At 68.5% G+C, this 16,379-nt stretch carries 13 protein-coding genes and 1 pseudogene; 10 read left to right on the top strand and 4 right to left on the bottom strand.

Features of this window, described 5'->3' with window-relative positions; translation table 11 throughout:
* Positions 1-29: 29 nt before the first annotated feature.
* The 3 genes from MQP27_RS38040 (at position 30) to groL (ending at position 3,154) form a co-directional block, all read left to right on the top strand.
* Positions 30-755 carry an NmrA family NAD(P)-binding protein gene (locus tag MQP27_RS38040; protein WP_242773904.1) on the top strand — a complete coding sequence of 242 codons (726 nt, stop codon included), beginning with the start codon at positions 30-32 and terminating at the stop codon, positions 753-755.
* The gene (locus MQP27_RS38045) at positions 695-1,240 is read left to right on the top strand and encodes a DUF4760 domain-containing protein (RefSeq protein WP_242773905.1); all 546 of its coding nucleotides are present in this window, start codon (positions 695-697) and stop codon (positions 1,238-1,240) included. The genes MQP27_RS38040 and MQP27_RS38045 overlap by 61 nt, the downstream gene beginning before the upstream one ends.
* Before the next feature lie 294 nt (positions 1,241-1,534).
* Entirely contained in the window at positions 1,535-3,154 is a 1,620-nt protein-coding gene (gene groL / locus MQP27_RS38050; protein WP_242773907.1) for a chaperonin GroEL, read from the top strand.
* A gap of 209 nt (positions 3,155-3,363) precedes the next feature.
* Here the strand turns inward: groL and MQP27_RS38055 are convergent, their stop codons facing one another.
* Together MQP27_RS38055 and MQP27_RS38060 are read right to left on the bottom strand one after the other, a co-directional pair.
* Positions 3,364-4,482 carry a fatty acid desaturase family protein gene (locus MQP27_RS38055; RefSeq protein ID WP_242773909.1) on the bottom strand — a complete coding sequence of 373 codons (1,119 nt, stop codon included), beginning with the start codon at positions 4,480-4,482 and terminating at the stop codon, positions 3,364-3,366.
* A 7-nt stretch (positions 4,483-4,489) separates the two neighbouring features.
* A complete protein-coding gene (locus tag MQP27_RS38060; protein WP_242773912.1) occupies positions 4,490-5,545 on the bottom strand; it encodes a ferredoxin reductase in 1,056 nt (351 codons plus the stop codon).
* Positions 5,546-5,633: 88 nt separating this feature from the next.
* Between MQP27_RS38060 and MQP27_RS38065 the strand changes: the two genes are divergently transcribed.
* The 3 genes and pseudogenes from MQP27_RS38065 (at position 5,634) to MQP27_RS51805 (ending at position 8,430) form a co-directional block, all read left to right on the top strand.
* Positions 5,634-6,773 carry a PucR-like N-terminal domain-containing protein gene (locus MQP27_RS38065; protein WP_242773914.1) on the top strand — a complete coding sequence of 380 codons (1,140 nt, stop codon included), beginning with the start codon at positions 5,634-5,636 and terminating at the stop codon, positions 6,771-6,773.
* Positions 6,774-7,284: 511 nt separating this feature from the next.
* Positions 7,285-7,890, top strand: a complete 606-nt coding sequence (locus MQP27_RS38070) for a dihydrofolate reductase family protein (RefSeq protein WP_242773916.1) — start codon at positions 7,285-7,287, stop codon at positions 7,888-7,890.
* A gap of 214 nt (positions 7,891-8,104) precedes the next feature.
* Positions 8,105-8,430, top strand: a pseudogene (locus tag MQP27_RS51805) (oxygenase MpaB family protein).
* Between the two features lie 129 nt (positions 8,431-8,559).
* Here the strand turns inward: MQP27_RS51805 and MQP27_RS38080 are convergent.
* Entirely contained in the window at positions 8,560-10,026 is a 1,467-nt protein-coding gene (locus tag MQP27_RS38080; RefSeq protein ID WP_242773918.1) for a non-reducing end alpha-L-arabinofuranosidase family hydrolase, read from the bottom strand.
* A gap of 786 nt (positions 10,027-10,812) precedes the next feature.
* Here MQP27_RS38080 and MQP27_RS38085 point away from each other — a divergent pair.
* On the top strand, positions 10,813-12,243 hold the full coding sequence (locus MQP27_RS38085; RefSeq protein ID WP_242773921.1) for an endo-1,4-beta-xylanase: 1,431 nt from the start codon (positions 10,813-10,815) through the stop codon (positions 12,241-12,243).
* Positions 12,244-12,498: 255 nt separating this feature from the next.
* Here the strand turns inward: MQP27_RS38085 and MQP27_RS38090 are convergent, their stop codons facing one another.
* On the bottom strand, positions 12,499-13,041 hold the full coding sequence (locus MQP27_RS38090; protein WP_242773924.1) for a TetR/AcrR family transcriptional regulator: 543 nt from the start codon (positions 13,039-13,041) through the stop codon (positions 12,499-12,501).
* A 75-nt stretch (positions 13,042-13,116) separates the two neighbouring features.
* Here MQP27_RS38090 and MQP27_RS38095 point away from each other — a divergent pair, with 75 nt between their 5' ends.
* From MQP27_RS38095 to MQP27_RS38105, 3 genes are read left to right on the top strand one after another with little or no spacing between them, the layout of a single operon-like run.
* Complete coding sequence (locus MQP27_RS38095) at positions 13,117-14,166, top strand: aldo/keto reductase (protein WP_242773927.1); 1,050 nt, start codon at positions 13,117-13,119, stop codon at positions 14,164-14,166.
* On the top strand, positions 14,163-14,882 hold the full coding sequence (locus MQP27_RS38100; protein WP_242773929.1) for a DUF998 domain-containing protein: 720 nt from the start codon (positions 14,163-14,165) through the stop codon (positions 14,880-14,882). The genes MQP27_RS38095 and MQP27_RS38100 overlap by 4 nt, the downstream gene beginning before the upstream one ends.
* An 11-nt stretch (positions 14,883-14,893) precedes the next feature.
* Positions 14,894-15,916 carry an SDR family oxidoreductase gene (locus MQP27_RS38105; protein ID WP_242773932.1) on the top strand — a complete coding sequence of 341 codons (1,023 nt, stop codon included), beginning with the start codon at positions 14,894-14,896 and terminating at the stop codon, positions 15,914-15,916.
* Positions 15,917-16,379: the final 463 nt, after the last annotated feature.

Genomic DNA, 16,379 nt, shown 5'->3' on the forward strand with positions numbered 1-16,379 from the left:
GCTTCCTGGGCACGGATCGCCTGGGCGAGGTGCAACACCTGGTGTATTCGTCGGTCGGCGGCATGCAGAGCCAGAACCTCTTCGACGTGGAGCGCGCCTGGGGCGTCATCGACAAGTGGCAGATCGAGCAGCACATCCACGACCTCGGCGTGCCCGCGACGATCCTGCGCCCCGCCGGGCTCATGGAGGACTTCACCAGCCCGGCGAGGTTCTTCCAGAACGGCACCCTCACCGTGCCCTGGCAGGACGACCTGGTCATGCAGCTGATCGCCATCGACGACATCGGCGCGCTCCCCGCACTGGTCCTCGCGAAGGCGGACACATACCTGGGCCACGCCATGGAGATCACCGGCGACCGGCTGTCCGCCCCGCAGATCGCCGCCGCGCTGAGCAAGGCGGCAGACCGGCCGATTCCGCGCACACAAGTGCCGCTCGACATGCTCTGGGAGCACGACCCCGAGGTCGCAGGTGTTCACCTGGGCGAACGAGTGCTACTCCGAAGCCGGCGACCAGTCAGCCTCGCCGGCGTGCGGGACCGACTCACCCAGCGGGCCGCTGGGCAACGTCACGGCCGGCGCTGGCCTTCCGTGGGCGGAAGACGTGTTCGGCCCGGAAACTCCTCGCGACCGACGGCCCGCGCGGACATGGCTCAGGCCTTGTATGCACCACGGCGAGCGCTCCATACGGTGCTCGCATGGACAGTTCCGTCATCTTCAATGTCGTCACTACGGGCATTGCCGTTGTCGCTGTGGTGACCTCGGTCGTCTTAGGTGCTCGACAAGCTCGCATCGCGCAGCACGCCAACCACATATCCGTCATGGTCGATCTGCTGCAGGAGTTCCGCTCGGTGGACTTCCACGAGCAGCACGATTACCTCTGCACGCGCCTGGGCGCGGAGCACGATCCAGAGGGCGGAGTACGGGGTTTGCCCGCTGAAGCCAAGGCGGCCTTCTACAACGTCGTGTACTACTACCAGTCCTTTGCGAACCTCGCCGTGTTCGAGCTGCTGGACGAGACCCTGATGGTCACGGTTCTGCGCACCCGGATCGTCTCGGTCTGGCAGGCAGTGCGGCCTTTCGTGGAGCGTGAGCGGGAGTTGCGAGGCGAGACCGGCGGAGGCTCGTACATGTCGATCTTCGAGGAACTGGCGCGGCTGGCGGCTGCGCTGCCACCGGGACACGTCCTCGACGCCCTGGCCCAGACCCGAAGACGGGCAGCACGCTCCAGGCTGCTTCGGTGAACGTCCTCTCACGAGGCACCCACGCGGAAGCGACCGAGAACTGGGCTTCGCCACCCAGGACTTGCGTCGTCTCTCGTTCGTAGGCGGTGCCGGTCAGGGTGTGCGCTTGCCGCCGGCCGGGTCGGAGTGCTACATGAAGAATTGGCACTCCCGACGGGAGAGTGCTAACGGCTGGGCCGGGTGACGTGCTCGTGCGGCCGTGAGGGAAAGCCTCCGGTCGCGCGGGTGGCCGTCGCGGGCGTCACCCCGGTCCATCGTCATCGACTCAAGGAAGATGCGGAGGAGACCGTACCGATGGCCGCGAAGATCATCGCTTACGAGGAGGAGGCGCGCCGCGCGCTGGAGCGCGGCATGAACCAGCTCGCGGACGCCGTGAAGGTGACGCTCGGCCCCAAGGGCCGCAACGTGGTCCTGGACAAGAAGTGGGGCGCCCCCACGATCACCAACGATGGTGTCTCCATCGCCAAGGAGATCGAGCTCGAGGACCCGTACGAGAAGATCGGCGCCGAGCTGGTCAAGGAAGTCGCCAAGAAGACGGACGACGTCGCCGGTGACGGTACGACCACCGCGACCGTTCTCGCCCAGGCCCTGGTCCGCGAGGGCCTGCGCAACGTTGCCGCCGGCGCCAACCCGATGGCTCTCAAGCGCGGCATCGAGAAGGCCGTCGAGGCCGTCTCCGCGGCCGTGCTGGAGCAGGCCAAGGAGCTGGAGAGCAAGGAGGAGATCGCCAGCACGGCCGCGGTGTCCGCGGGCGGGGACCGGGCGATCGGTGAGCTGATCGCCGAGGCCATGGACAAGGTCGGCAAGGAAGGCGTCATCACCGTCGAGGAGTCCAACACCTTCGGCCTCGAGCTGGAGCTCACGGAGGGCATGCGCTTCGACAAGGGCTACATCTCCCCCTACTTCGTCACCGACCCCGAACGCATGGAAGCGGTCCTGGAGGACCCGTACATCCTGCTGGTCGGCTCCAAGGTCACCGCGGTCAAGGACCTGCTGCCGCTGCTGGAGCAGGTGATGAAGGAGAGCCGGCCGCTGCTGATCATCGCCGAGGACGTCGAGGGCGAGGCGCTGGCGACCCTGGTCGTCAACAAGATCCGCGGCACCTTCAAGTCCGTCGCCGTCAAGGCCCCGGGCTTCGGCGACCGCCGCAAGGCCATGCTCGGCGACATGGCGATCCTCACCGGCGCCACGGTCGTCTCCGAGGAGGTCGGCCTGAAGCTGGAGAATGCCGGCCTGGACGTCCTGGGCCGGGCCCGCAAGGTGGTCGTCACCAAGGACGACACCACCATCGTGGAGGGCGCCGGTGACGGGGCCGCGATCGAGGGCCGGGTCAAGCAGATCCGAACCGAGATCGAACGCTCCGACTCCGACTACGACCGCGAGAAGCTGCAGGAGCGCCTGGCCAAGCTCGCCGGCGGTGTCGCGGTCATCAAGGCCGGTGCCGCCACCGAGGTCGAGCTCAAGGAGCGCAAGCACCGCATCGAGGACGCCGTCCGCAACGCCAAGGCGGCCGTCGAGGAGGGCATCGTCGCCGGTGGCGGTGTGGCCCTACTGCAGGCGTCGGAGAAGGCGTTCGAGAAGCTGGAGGTGGACGACGAGGATCGGACCGGTGTGGAGATGGTCCGCCGCGCGCTGACCGCCCCGCTGCAGCAGATCGCCCGCAACGCCGGCCTGGAGGGCGGTGTCGTTGTGGAGAAGGTGCGGACGCTGCCCGTCGGCCACGGCCTGAACGCCGCGACCGGTGACTACGTGGACATGCTGGCCGCGGGCATCATCGACCCGGCGAAGGTGACCCGCTCCGCGCTGCAGAACGCCGCGTCCATCGCCGCGCTGTTCCTGACCACGGAGGCCGTCATCGCCGACAAGCCCGAGGAAAAGGAACCGGCTGCCGCCGGGACCGGCGCAGAATTCTGACCGCAGCGCGCCCGGAGAGGGACCGAGGCGGGTACCGGCGGCCGCGAGGGCAGACCGCCGGCACCCGCTCGGTCCTGCCCAGGTCGGTCGCGGAACGGCCGACGGCCGCCGATGTCCTGGCCGAGCCGGCTTCGGCCCAGCCGCCCTAAACCAACTGCCAAGGGGCCGTGATGCCGGAGAAGAACCGATGCTCGATGTCGCTCTGGGGATCAGGCGGCGACGAGCTCCAGCTCGCGGTCCGGTGTTTCGACCTTGGGCTTGGCGTTCGGCAGCGAGAGCCGGAAGACCTTGCGCCACGCGGAGAACACCTGCTGGGGCAGCGGTCCGGTGACGTACTCCAGCTCGTACTTCTCGAACAGCGCGCGTACCTTCACCGCGACCTCGGCGTACCGGTTGCTCGGCAGGTCCGGGAACAGGTGGTGCTCGATCTGGTGGGAGAGGTTGCCGGTCATGAAGTGCATGGCCTTGCTGCCGCTGATGTTCGCCGAGCCCATCATCTGGCGCAGATACCACTGGCCGCGCGTCTCGCCCTCGATCGACCGGCGCTCGAAGACCTGCACGCCCTCGGGGAAGTGCCCGCACATGATCACCGAGTGGGACCAGAGGTTGCGGACCAGGTTCGCGGTGAAGGTGGCGGCGAGCGTGGGGAGAAAGGACGGGCCCGACAGCAGCGGGTGGATCACGTAGTCCTTGAGCACCTGCTTGCGGATCTTCGCGCCCACGGCCTTGGCCCGCGCCCGGAACTCCGGGTTCTTGCGGCGGCGCTTGCGCAGGTTCTTGCCGAGCTCCAGGTCGTATGCGGCGATGCCGTACTCGAAGAAGCAGGCGTTGAGGAAGTTCCACAGCGGCTGGCCGAGGTGGAAGGGGTACCACTTCTGGTCCTCGTCGACGCGCATGATGCCGTAGCCGAGGTCGTTGTCCTTGCCGATCACGTTGGTGTACGTGTGGTGGAGCTCGTTGTGGGAGTGCTTCCACTGGTCGGACGGCGAGACGTGGTCCCACTCCCAGGTGGTGGAGTGGATCTTCGGGTCCCGCATCCAGTCCCACTGGCCGTGCAGGACGTTGTGGCCGATCTCCATGTTGTCCATGATCTTGGCCACGGACAGCCCGGCGGTGCCGAGCAGCCACGCCGGCGGGAACATCGAGAACAGCAGCACGCCCCTGCTGGCCAGCTCCAGCTTGCGCTGCGCGGCGATGACCTTACGGATGTAGGCGGCGTCTTTCTCGCCGCGGTCGGCGATCACCTCGTCGCGGATGGCGTCCAGCTCGCGGCCGAGCTCTTCGATCTGCTCCGCGGTCAGGTGGGCGGTGGGGTCGATGGCGGTCAAGGTGCTCCTACCGTTCGATGGCGCAGGGGCCCGCCGCAGCGGACACACAGGTCTGGATGAGGACGCCCGGCTCGGCCTCGGTGATCTCGCCGGTGCGCAGGTCGCGGACGGCGCCGGCCTTGAGCGGCGTGACGCATCCGAAGCAGATGCCCATGCGGCAGCCGGAGGGCATGAGCACGCCGGCTTCCTCGCCGATGTCCAGCAACGGCGTGGCGCCGTCCGCGTCGACCGACTTGCCGGTGGCACTGAACGTGACCTCGCCGCCGTCCCCGGTGGCGATGACGCTGGGGCGGAAGCGCTCGGTGTGCAGGCGCTCCGGGACCCCGTGCTCGCTCCAGTGCTTCTCGGCGGCATCCAGCAGGCCCGCGGGCCCGCAGGCCCAGGCCTCGCGCTCGGCCCAGTCGGGCACGAGTTCGTCGAGACGGGTGATGTCGAGCACGCCGTGCGTGTCGGTGTGCACCTCGGTCAGCCGCAACTTGTTCTCCGCGACCAGGCCGTGGAGTTCGTCGCGGAAGATCACGTCCTGCGGCCGTGGCGCGCAGTGGACCATGACGACGTCGTCGAACTCGGTGTCGCGCAGCATGCCCATCACGGGCGTGATGCCGCTCCCGGCCGTCAGATAGAGCACCTTGGCGGGCCTGGCCTGCGGCAGCACGAAGTCACCGGTCGCCTGGTCGAGCTGGATCAGCGTGCCCGGTGTCGCCCTGCGGACCAGGTGGTTGCTGACCTTGCCGTCCTCGATCGCCTTCACCGTGATCGTGATACGGCCGTCCGGGCGGCCTGCCGGCGAGGTGAGGGAGTAGGCACGCCACAGGCGCACCCCGTCGACGTCGACCCCGATCCGCACGTACTGACCGGCCGTGTGGCCGCGCCAACCTCGTCCCGGCCTGATCACGACGGTCGCGGCGTCGGGCGTCTCGGGGTGCACGGCCTCGATGCGCCCGCGCAGGTCGGCGCCCGCACGCAGTGGGCTGACCAGGTCGAGGTAGTCCGACGGCAGCAGCGGCGTCGTGACCATCTCCAGCAGTTTCCACGCCCTGGTGCGGAGGGCTGTACTCGTCATGGCTCCAGCTTGCTGCGCCTTGAGGCGTAAAGTCCTGACCGCAGGATGTGAAGCTGGTCGGTGAAATTGTTCGTAGGGAATAAAACACGTGAGCCATGCCATGCGGAGGGTCAGCGAGCTGGCCCTGGACGAGACGACGGTCACCGCACTGCGGGCCGCGCTGAAGACCACCGCCGACGAGGTCGTCCAGGCGATCATCGACGAGGTCCCGCCCTACGCCAATGCCCTGGCGGGGCACATGGGTGCCACCATCCGCCGCGCCGTACGCACCGCCCTGGGGCACTACCTGGACCTCGCCAGCGGGAACGCCACGGGCGGCGACGCCAGTGACGCGGCCTACGAACTGGGCCGCGGCGAGGTCCGCGACGGCCGCTCCATGGATGCCCTGCTCAGCGCTTACCGCGTCGGCGCCCGCGTGGCCTGGCGCTGCCTGGCAGCCGGAGCCGTACCCGCAGGTCTGCCCGCCGCCGAGGTCGCCAAGTTCGCCGAGCTGACCTTCGCCTATATCGACGAGCTGTCCGCCGCGTCCGCCGCGGGCCACGCCGACGAACTGGCGGCCCGGGGCCGGGCCCACGAGCGCCATCTGGAACATCTGGCCCGCGACCTCCTCGCCGGCGCGACCCCGGACGTACTGCTGGCCTCTGCCCAACGGGCCGGGTGGCAGCCTCCCGTTTCACTGACCGCGGTCCTGCTGCCCGCCGCCCAGGCCCGGCCCGCCTACCGCACGCTCGACCCCAGCACCCTCGTCCTCGACGATCTGCCGGACACCACGGGTGTGCTGCTGGTGCCCGATGCCGACCGGCCACATCTCCTGCGGCAGCTGACCGACCGCACCGCCGTGGTCGGCCCGGCCCGGCCGTGGACTCGTGCGTCCGCCTCGTACGCACGAGCCGCACGCGCGCGTTCCCTCTCCTCCGATATCCGCGACACCGAGGACCACCTGCCCGAGCTGGTGCTGAGCGCCGACGCCGACGCGTTCGCAGACCTGCGGGCCCGGGCCCTCGCACCGCTGCTGACCTTGCCCGTCGCGACCGCACGGAGGCTGGAGGAGACGCTGCGGGAGTGGCTGCTGCACCAAGGCAGGCGGGACGAGGTGGCGGCGGCGTTGTTCGTCCACCCCCAGACCGTCCGCTACCGGATGGCACAGCTGCGGGAGCTGTTCCCGGATCTCGCATCACCCCACCAGGTCCTGGAACTGACGCTGGCGCTCGGTCTTCGGGCCGACTGACGCGTACGACGCGTACTTCGCCAGTCCACGAGCGCAATCCGCGCCCCGCGTCCCCGTCAGCCTCACGGTCCTGTCCGAGATCGTGGGCGCCCGCATGACGGATCACGCGCGCTGCAGCTGCCCACGCTCTCCTGGCCGGCCTCGTTCGCACCGGCCGGTGTCGGGATCCGCGCTCCGCGGCGGACGGGCGGCGAGCTGAAGCGGCTCCACGGCTTCACGGCTTGCCGGCTCAGTCCTCGGCGACGCGGATGATCGTCTCCTCCCGGAGGAAGCGCCGACAGCACCGGCACCCCGTGACTAGGAGGCCGCTCAGCTGGACTGGGCAGGGCCCCGACGGTCCACGCCGCCGACACCTTGGAGCTCCGGCTCGACTCACCTTGCCTGCGCTGACGTGGAGCCGCCAAGGCATCGCCGCACAGACACAGCTGCGGATAGCTGGTTACAGCGCGGCCGATGAGTTTGTGGCTCCCGGCCGGTCCAAGCTTGTGACAGCCCAGGAAAGGACACTGCCATGTCGGAGCTCCTCGTCGACTTCATCACCTCCCTCGACGGCTACGCATCGGGAGAGGGATGGCCCGGGTTCTGGGGCCTCGAGGGCCCGGAGTACCTCGCGTGGCTCGGTGAGCAGCCCAAGGTCACCTACCTGATGGGAGCAAACACCTACCGCCTGATGTCGGGTTTCGCCGCAGGCGAGGTTCCGTCTGGCCAAGACGAGTTCAGGCCCGAAGAAGAGGCGTCCGTCGACGAGCTCACACAAGCGTCCAAGGTCGTGTTCTCCTCCACCCTCCAAGAGCCACTGACGTGGGCCAACTCCACGCTCGTCCGCGACGACGCCGTCGAGGCGGTCCGCGCCATGAAGTCCAGTGGCTCGGGGCTCCTGAGCACGATCGGCAGCCTCAGCCTGTGCCGCTCCCTGCTGCGAGCCGGACTCGTCGACCGCTTCCGGGTCGTGATGTTCCCGGTGATCACCGGGGCCACGGGCGAGGAACGCATCTACGACGGCTATCCGGACGTCGCCCTCGAGATGATCGACCACCGCACCTTCGACGGCCGCATCCAACTGGTCGAGTACAAGCCCCGCGTGCTCGAGCACCCGCCACTCGCCGTCCCTGCATGACCTCGCCCCGTCCGCAACAGCGGGCCGCCTCTCAGCAGCCCGCCGGTGACCAGCAAGGATCGGGACGTGTACGGCGAGGCAGCTGGGCCAGGCTCTGTTCCGGCGCGTGGCTGGTCCTGACGGACCGGCGAACCACGCGCGCATCCACGACACTCCTGGCCCGCGCTGGTTCGCACCGGACGGTCTCATCCGCGCGGTTCACACCGACGCCTCGATGTTCATCGGCGGTCTCAGGGCACTTCTTCTGCAGTCCTGGCATCCGCTCGCCATGGCCGCGGTGGCCGGACACTCCGGTTTCCGCGGCGACCCGCGGGCCGTCTGCAGCGCACCAGCACCTTCCTGGTCGTGACGACGCACGGTACTGCCGAGGATGCCCAGCGAGCCGTGGACCACGTCCGTGACATCCGTGACCGCATCCGTGGGACCACCGCGGAGGGGGCGCCTACCACGCGGCCGACCCGCAGCCGCTCGCGTGGGTCCACATCTCCGAGACGGACAGTTCCCCACACCCAGACCGCTGAGTCCGGCACGAGCAACTGACCGGTGGGGGTGGCGATTTGTTGTCCCGCCCGAGGTGATCGTGCTGTCCCTGTCGCGTGAGGTGAGCGGGCTCGGCCTTCCGCCGAGCCCGCCCGAGCCGGCTCCCTTGCGGGAGCCCATGACGTGCTGTCAGCGCTGCAGTGTCAGCAGTCCCGGCCGGTAGGGGAGGAGGCCGTAGTCGCCGCCCGAGCTGGGGCTGCGCCCCTGGTAGAGCAGTTGCAGATTGCAGGGGTCGACGGTCATGGTCTGGTCAGGGCTGGTGCGGAGCAGGTCGCCGTGACTGATGTCGTTGGTCCAGGCGGCGCCGCTGTTTGCCTTGCTGGCGAAGGGATTGCTCTCGGTCGCGGCCTGCGGTGTCCATGAGCCGTTCAGACTGGTGGCCGTGAACGAGCGGAAGTAGCGGCCCTGCGAACCGATCGCCTCGACGATCATGAGGTAGCGGTTCTGGCCCTGCAGCTTGTACACCTGTGGGGCTTCGAACAGGTTGTTCGTCGTGTCGCTCATGACCACGGTGGAGGTCGTACCGAAGCTGCCCGGGAAGTTCCCGATCGGCATGCTCGCCCGGTAGATCTTGCCGTTGTCGCCGGCGAAGAACAGATACATGTTCGTGCCGTCACCGATGAGCGTCTGGTCGATGGGGCCCGTTCCGGAGCCGGAAATGCTCCCGGAGAACAGCACTTGCTGCGATGACCAGCCGTTCGGGTTGGTGGGATCGCTCGACGTCCGGTAGGAGAAGGCGGTCCCGCCCCACTGGTAGGCGAGCACCCAGATGTTCTTCGGCGCGAAGTAGAACAGCGTGGGGGCCACGGCGGACGATGACATCGTGTTCTGGCTGGCCGAGGCCATCTCGGACCAGTTGGTGAACAGGCCGAAGTTCATCGAGCCCCAACTCGTCCCGGTGTCGTGGGTCGTGGCGTAGACGAGTTGCTTTCCGTTGTAGGGGGCGACGGTGAAGTCCTTGAGCGAGACCCACCCGGACTTAGGCTGGGCCAGCGCGCCCGTTGACGTCCAGCGGTAGGTCGACGGAAGATCGCAGGCGCTGGGGGCGTCGGCGCCGACCTTGACGAGCTGCCACTGCTGGCCTGCGCCGCCCCAGTCGTCGTACTGGACGATGTTCGCGTTGTCGGCGGTGGAGGCGCCTTGTACTTCGAGGGCCTTGTTGCTGTGGCGCGAGATGAGCCGCACGTAGCCGTCCGCACTGTCGGCCAGCCGCCACTGCTGGTTGGTGCCGTTCAAGTCGGTCCACTGGACGATCGAACTGCCGTTCGCGGTGGACCAGTTGTACAGGTCGAGCACCTTGCCCGAGTGGCGGGACTTGAGGCGGTAGTAGCCGCCCCCGGAGTCGACGAACTGCCACTGCTGCTGGTTCTGGTCGTTTCTGGTCCACTGGGTGATGCGGGCGCCGTCGTTGGTCGCCATGTTGTAGACGTCCAGGGCCTTGCCGCTGTTGCGGTTGACCAGCACATACCAGGCCTTGGTGTCGACGGTCGCCGCGCTGGCGGGCTGAGCACCGAGGAAGGCGGCCACGAGCAGCAGCGGTGCGAGGACGGCGAGTAAGCGTCTGAGTGGAGCTGCGGACGGGTGGCGTAACCGCATCTGAGGGCCTCCTTGAGGGGCGCTGGGCGAGTTGGTGTCGGCGAACTGCGGAGCGGTGTGCCAGGGAGGGAAGCCCAGTCGAAAGTTTCGAAGAGTTCCCGGATCTTTCGACGCCACAAGATAGAAATGCGGGGTCGCTCGGTCAAGGTCTGTCACCGTGCTGTCCGCAAACAGTTCTTCACCCTCGGGCGCGGCAGGGCGATGTGCTGGCCGGGAGCGCTCGCAGGGCCTGTTATCGGCCCGACGGATTCCCGAATGTTTCGAGACGGAGAAAGAAACATTCTCTGCCGAAGCTATTGACGATCCACTGTCAACGCATCAATCATCCGTCACCGAGGATCGACCGCAGTTCGGAATACCGAACCGCAGGAGGCTGTGCGCCAACCGCTGCATCACAGATCTACGCACCACCGCACGGCCCGTTCATGTGCCACAGCACTGCGCCACACCGTTTCGTTCCGGTGCGGTCCGCACCGGCGCAGCTGGCTCTTCGTTGCAGTCGGAGAGGTACGCGACGCCGTGTGACGGCCCCCGGCTGAGCCGCGATGGAGTAGCCCCGTGCCCGTGCCCGTGCCGAAACCGCGCTATCGCGCGCCGAATTTCACCTGGCGGCCGACCGGGAGTCGTCCGCGCCGGTCGAGATCGTCCCGGTCCCACGGACCCGGTGTCCGGTGATTCCGGGCAGTCCCGGTTCCGATCCGTCCCGTCCGTCCGCCGAGGAGGGGCGCTCGACGCTCCTTCCCTGCGCTCCAGCCATCCCGTGATGCCGATTCTGGAGGCACAGCCATGGGCTTGTACGTCCTTGCTCCCCCCGATGTCCGCCGGAGATTCCGCAGGCTGCTGCTGGTGTTGCTCATAGGCGTCCTCAGCACGGCAGCCGCAGTGGCCACACCCTCGGCCGCGCACGCCGCCGAAAGCACGCTCGGCGCCGCGGCGGCTCAGAGCGGCCGCTACTTCGGCACCGCCATCGCCTCGGGTCGGCTGGGCGACTCGGCGTACACCACGATCGCGGGCCGCGAGTTCAACATGGTCACGGCCGAGAACGAGATGAAGATCGACGCCACCGAACCGCAGCGGGGCCAGTTCGACTTCACCGCCGGCGACCGCGTCTACAACTGGGCGGTGCAGAACGGCAAGAAGGTCCGCGGACACACCCTGGCCTGGCACTCCCAGCAGCCCGGCTGGATGCAGAGCCTCAGCGGCAGCACCCTGCGCCAGGCGATGATCGACCACATCAACGGTGTGATGAGCCACTACAAGGGCAAGATCGCCCAGTGGGATGTCGTGAACGAGGCCTTCGCCGACGGCAGTTCGGGGGCCCGGCGCGACTCCAACCTGCAACGCACCGGCAATGACTGGATCGAGGTCGCCTTCCGCACCGCGCGCGCCGCGGACCCCGCCGCCAAGCTCTGCTACAACGACTACAACATCGAGAACTGGACCTGGGCCAAGACCCAGGCCGTGTACTCCATGGTCCGGGACTTCAAGCAGCGCGGCGTACCGATCGACTGTGTCGGTTTCCAGTCGCACTTCAACAGCGGCAGCCCGTACAACAGCAACTTCCGCACCACCCTCCAGAGTTTCGCCGCCCTCGGTGTCGACGTTGCCATCACCGAACTCGACATCCAGGGCGCCCCGGCCTCGACCTACGCCAGCGTGACCAACGACTGCCTGGCCGTCTCGCGCTGCCTCGGCATCACCGTCTGGGGCGTGCGCGACACCGACTCCTGGCGATCGGGTGACACGCCGCTGCTGTTCAACGGCGACGGCAGCAAGAAGCCCGCCTACACCGCCGTTCTCAACGCACTCAACGGCGGCTCCACCACGCCCCCTTCGGGTTCCGGACAGATCAAGGGCGTCGGCTCCGGCCGCTGCCTGGACGTCCCCAACTCCAGCACCATCGACGGCACCCAGCTCCAACTGTGGGACTGCCACAGCGGCACCAACCAGCAGTGGACCTACACCGACGCCGGAGAGCTCAGGGTCTACGGCAACAAATGCCTGGACGCCGGCGGCACCGGCAACGGCACCAAAGTCCAGATCTACAGCTGCTGGGGCGGCGACAACCAGAAGTGGCGCCTGAACTCCGACGGAACCATCGTCGGCGTCCAGTCCGGCCTCTGCCTCGACGCCGCCGCGAGCGGCACCGCCAACGGAACGCCGATCCAGCTCTACTCCTGTTCGAACGGCACCAACCAACACTGGACCCGCACCTGATGAGCCCTGCGACCGCATGGAGGGGTGAATCGCCAACGGCCTGACGCGAGCCGTCCCCCGCTCCCTCCTGGAAGACATCGCAGGTTTGCGCCGGGGCGCCGTCACGATGGCGGCGACCCGGCCGGCCGCATGCTTGCTGCGGTGTGACGTTCCCTCGGGACGGTGGTCGGTGCACGGCGGCGGTCGCCGGGCGACTGAGTGGAAGAGGTCACCCCGATCCCCACGCAGACCGTGAACGTCCCCCCCGAACGCGCTTCAGCTCTGCGGCTGTGTGCGCAGGCCGTCGAGGATGAGTGCGAGCATCCGGGGTGCTCGGTCTTCGGGGGTGGCGGCGGCGCGCCATAGTGCGCCGGTGAGCTGGAGAAAGTCGCCGGGGTCGGCGTCCGTGCGGATGCTTCCGTCCTTCTTGCCGGCGTCGAGCAACGCGGTGATCGCGGCGACGACGGGCCCGTAACTCTGCTCGCTCATCGCCTGGTGTGCGCTGGGGCTGAGCGCGTCGCCGAGGCCGTGTTTCCTGCGCATGGCCTCGACGAGGTCGATCGTCCAGTGGCGCAGCGCTTCGAGCGGGGGCAGCTGGGCGAGTAGGTCGGGCACCGTGCCGACGATGCGCTCCACCTCGTCCTGATAGACGGCCAGCACCAACGCCTCGCGGGTGGGGAAGTTGCGGTAGAGGGTGCCCGCGCCGACTCCGGCGCGCTGGGCGATCTGGTTCATCGACGTGCTGCCGTCCGCGGTGAGCGCTTCGCGTGCGGCGGCGAGGATGCGTGCCCTGTTCTCACGGGCGTCTGAACGGACCACGGGACCTCACGTTGCTAAGTGGAGAGTTCTCCACTACGTTATGTGGAGAGCTCTCCGGAAATCTTAAGGAGCGTCATGCATTACATCAAGCTCGGCATGACCGGTCTCGACGTGTCCCCGATCGCGATCGGTGCGATGACCTACGGCGAACCCGACCGCGGTCACCCCGTCTGGTCGAAGGGCGAGGAAGAAGCGCGGCCGCTGGTCAGGCATGCGTTGGAGGCGGGGATCAACTTCTTCGACACCGCGAACATGTACTCCAACGGTTCCAGCGAGGAGATCCTCGGTCGCGCCCTGAAGGACTTCGCCGACCGCGACGCGGTGGTGATCGCCACCAAGCTGCGCCATCCGATGCGGCTGGGACCGAACGGCCGCGGTCTGTCCCGCAAGGCGATCATGACCGAGGTCGACCACTCCCTGCGCCGCCTCGGCACCGACTACATCGACCTCTACCAGATCCACCGCAACGACCACGCCACCCCCTGGGAGGAGACGCTGGAGGCACTCAGCGACCTCGTGAAGGCCGGCAAGGTCCGCTACCTCGGCGCCTCCTCCATGCACGCCTGGGAGTTCGCCAAGGCGCTGCACCTGCAGAAGCAGCACGGCTGGGCACGGTTCGTGTCGATGCAGGACCACTACAACCTGCTCGCCCGCGAGGAGGAGCGGGAGATGATCCCGCTGTGCCTGGACGAGGGCGTCGGCACGGTCATCTGGTCGCCGCTGGCTCGCGGCCGGCTCGCGCGCGGGTGGGACGATGCCCGCTCGACGGTGCGCTCCGAGACGGACGGCGCTTTCGCGGACCTGCTGTACTCGCCTGACCAGGAGGCGTCCAACAAGGCGATCATCGACGCGGTGGGTCAGGTCGCGGACGCGCACGGCGCCAGCCGCGCGCAGGTCGCGCTCGCCTGGCTGCGCCGCCAGCCGGTCGTCACCGCACCGCTGGTCGGCGCCGGTTCGATCCGGCAGATCGACGAGGCCGTGGCCTCCCTCGACATCGACCTCGCCGACGACGAGGTACGCGCCCTCGAAGCCCCGTACACCCCGCGCTACGACTGGCAGGGCGTGTCCGACGAGGCCGAGATGGAGGCCATCCGCCAACGCGTCCCCGGCATGGCTCTCGCATGAACCCCATCGTCCGCTCCGGCGCCGCTGCCCGCGCCGGAGCCCTCCTCATCCTTCTCGGCCCGCTCGTGTCCTGGCTCGCCGAGTTCATCACCGCCGCCGCATGGCAGGACCCGCCGTACTCGCCCCTGTACAATTGGGTCAGCCACCTCGGCCTGACCGGCCCGCCGCAGACCGCGTTCGGGCAGGTCGCCAATTCCCCTCTCGGCGCGGTCATGGACACCGGCTGGGTGGTCTACGGCATCCTCCTGATCGTCGGCACGTTCCTGGTGTTCGACCCGCGCAAAGGCGCCCGCCCCATCGTCATCGTGAGCCTGGCCGTCCTGGCGGGCGCCGGGGTCTCGCTCGTCGGCATCTTCCAGGGCTCCAACGCCAATGTCGACAACGGCCTGATCGCCTTCCACACCGTCGGCGCGCAGACGGTCATGCTCGCCGGCAACATCATGGCGATCGCCGTCGGAACCGGCGGAACCCGTATCGGTCTCAGCAGAAGCCGCTCGATCGCGAGCACCGCACTCGGCACCGCCGGACTGATCGCATTCCCCCTCTTCATGGCGGACGTGTTCACCGGCTGGATGTGGAACATCGGCCTGTTCGAGCGCGCCGTCATCTACCCGATCATGATCGGCCACGCCCTCCTCGGAGGCAGCCTGGCCGCCACCCGGCGCCACCGTGCGACGCGCCCGCCGATACCCCTTACCGCACGAGCCAACAGCTGAAGGAGAGACAGATGACACAGGTACTGGTCACCGGAGGAACCGGCTTCATCGGAAGCTGGTGCATCCAGGCCCTGCTGGAGTCCGGACACACCGTCCGCACCACGGTCCGCGACCTGCACCGCGAACCGGCGCTGCGGTCCTGGCTGCACGCGGCCACACCGTTCGACGACGACCGTCTCACCGTCGTGCGCGCCGATCTCGAACACGCCGAGGGCTGGGACGCTGCCGTCGCCGACTGCGACTTCGTCCTCCACGTCGCCTCGCCGACCCTGCGCCACACGCCGGCGAACGACGACGACCTGGTGGTCCCCGCACGCGAGGGTGTCCTGCGGGTGCTGCGCGCCGCCCGCGACGGCGGTGTCCGCCGGGTGGTCCTGACCAGCGCCTTCGGCGCCATCGGGATCGGGCATCCGCCGCGTTCGACCCCGTTCACCGAGGAGGACTGGACAGACGTGGACAGCGACATCCCGCCCTACCAGCGCTCCAAGACACTCGCCGAACGCGCCGCCTGGCAGTTCATCCAGGACGAAGGCGGCGGCCTGGAGCTGGCGGCGGTGCATCCCGTGGGGGTCCTTGGACCCCTGCTCGGCCTGGACGACCCGCCGTCCCTGCGTCTGGTCCGCAGAATGCTCGAAGGACAGGTTCCCGCGTGCCCTCCCTTCGGGATGGGCTTCGTCGACGTGCGCGACGTCGCGGACCTGCACCTGCGCGCGATGACCGATCCGGCAGCCGCCGGCGAACGCTTCCTGGCCATCGCCGGGCACAGCCTGCGCGTCCTCGACATCGCACGCATCCTGCACGACCGCCTCGGTGAACGCGCCGCGAAGGCCCCGACCCGTGAACTGCCCGTGTGGGCCGCCCGCACATTGGGCCTCGTGAACCCGGAGATGCGCCTGCTCAAGCACCAGCTCGGCCGGGATCTCGACGCCACAAGCGCCAAGGCGGAGAAGCTCCTCGGCTGGCGGGCTCGTCCCGTCGAGGACACCATCGCGGAGACCGCCGAGAGCCTCCTCGCCCACGGCATCGGGACATGACCCGGTTCGCTGGGCTGGTGACCCGCAGCGCCTGGGTCCGCTGGTCCTGGGGCCGCGCCGGCGCTCGGTGCGGGCTGCCTGACTGCCCGGTGGTTGAGCGGGGACCGAAGGCTCCGGACTGGCATGGCGACCGGCATGTTCCGCAGTCGCCCGTCCTTTGGCCGGTAACGGCATCAGCGTCGTGGGTGAAGAGAAAAGTGGCTCTGCGTACCGTCAGGGCGTCCACCGCGATGGGGGTCTTTGGATGTCCTCACCCTCTGCTCAGGATGGGGTGTGGGAGCGGGCTCGGGGTGCGATGGCGAGGTGTTCGATGAGGTCGTCGCGCAGCGTGAACCGATAGTGGAGATCGATGGTGCCGCCGGGAAGGTGCCTTCGAGGTGGTGGGTGGCGGTGTAGTGGGCCGTGTCGGTCTCCTGAGCGTCGGTGAGGTGGATGGGGTAGGCGAATTCGGTGGCGGATCGGT

Origin of the sequence: Streptomyces cylindrosporus, assembly GCF_022698165.1 — a bacterium.
GTDB lineage: Bacteria > Actinomycetota > Actinomycetes > Streptomycetales > Streptomycetaceae > Streptomyces > Streptomyces cylindrosporus.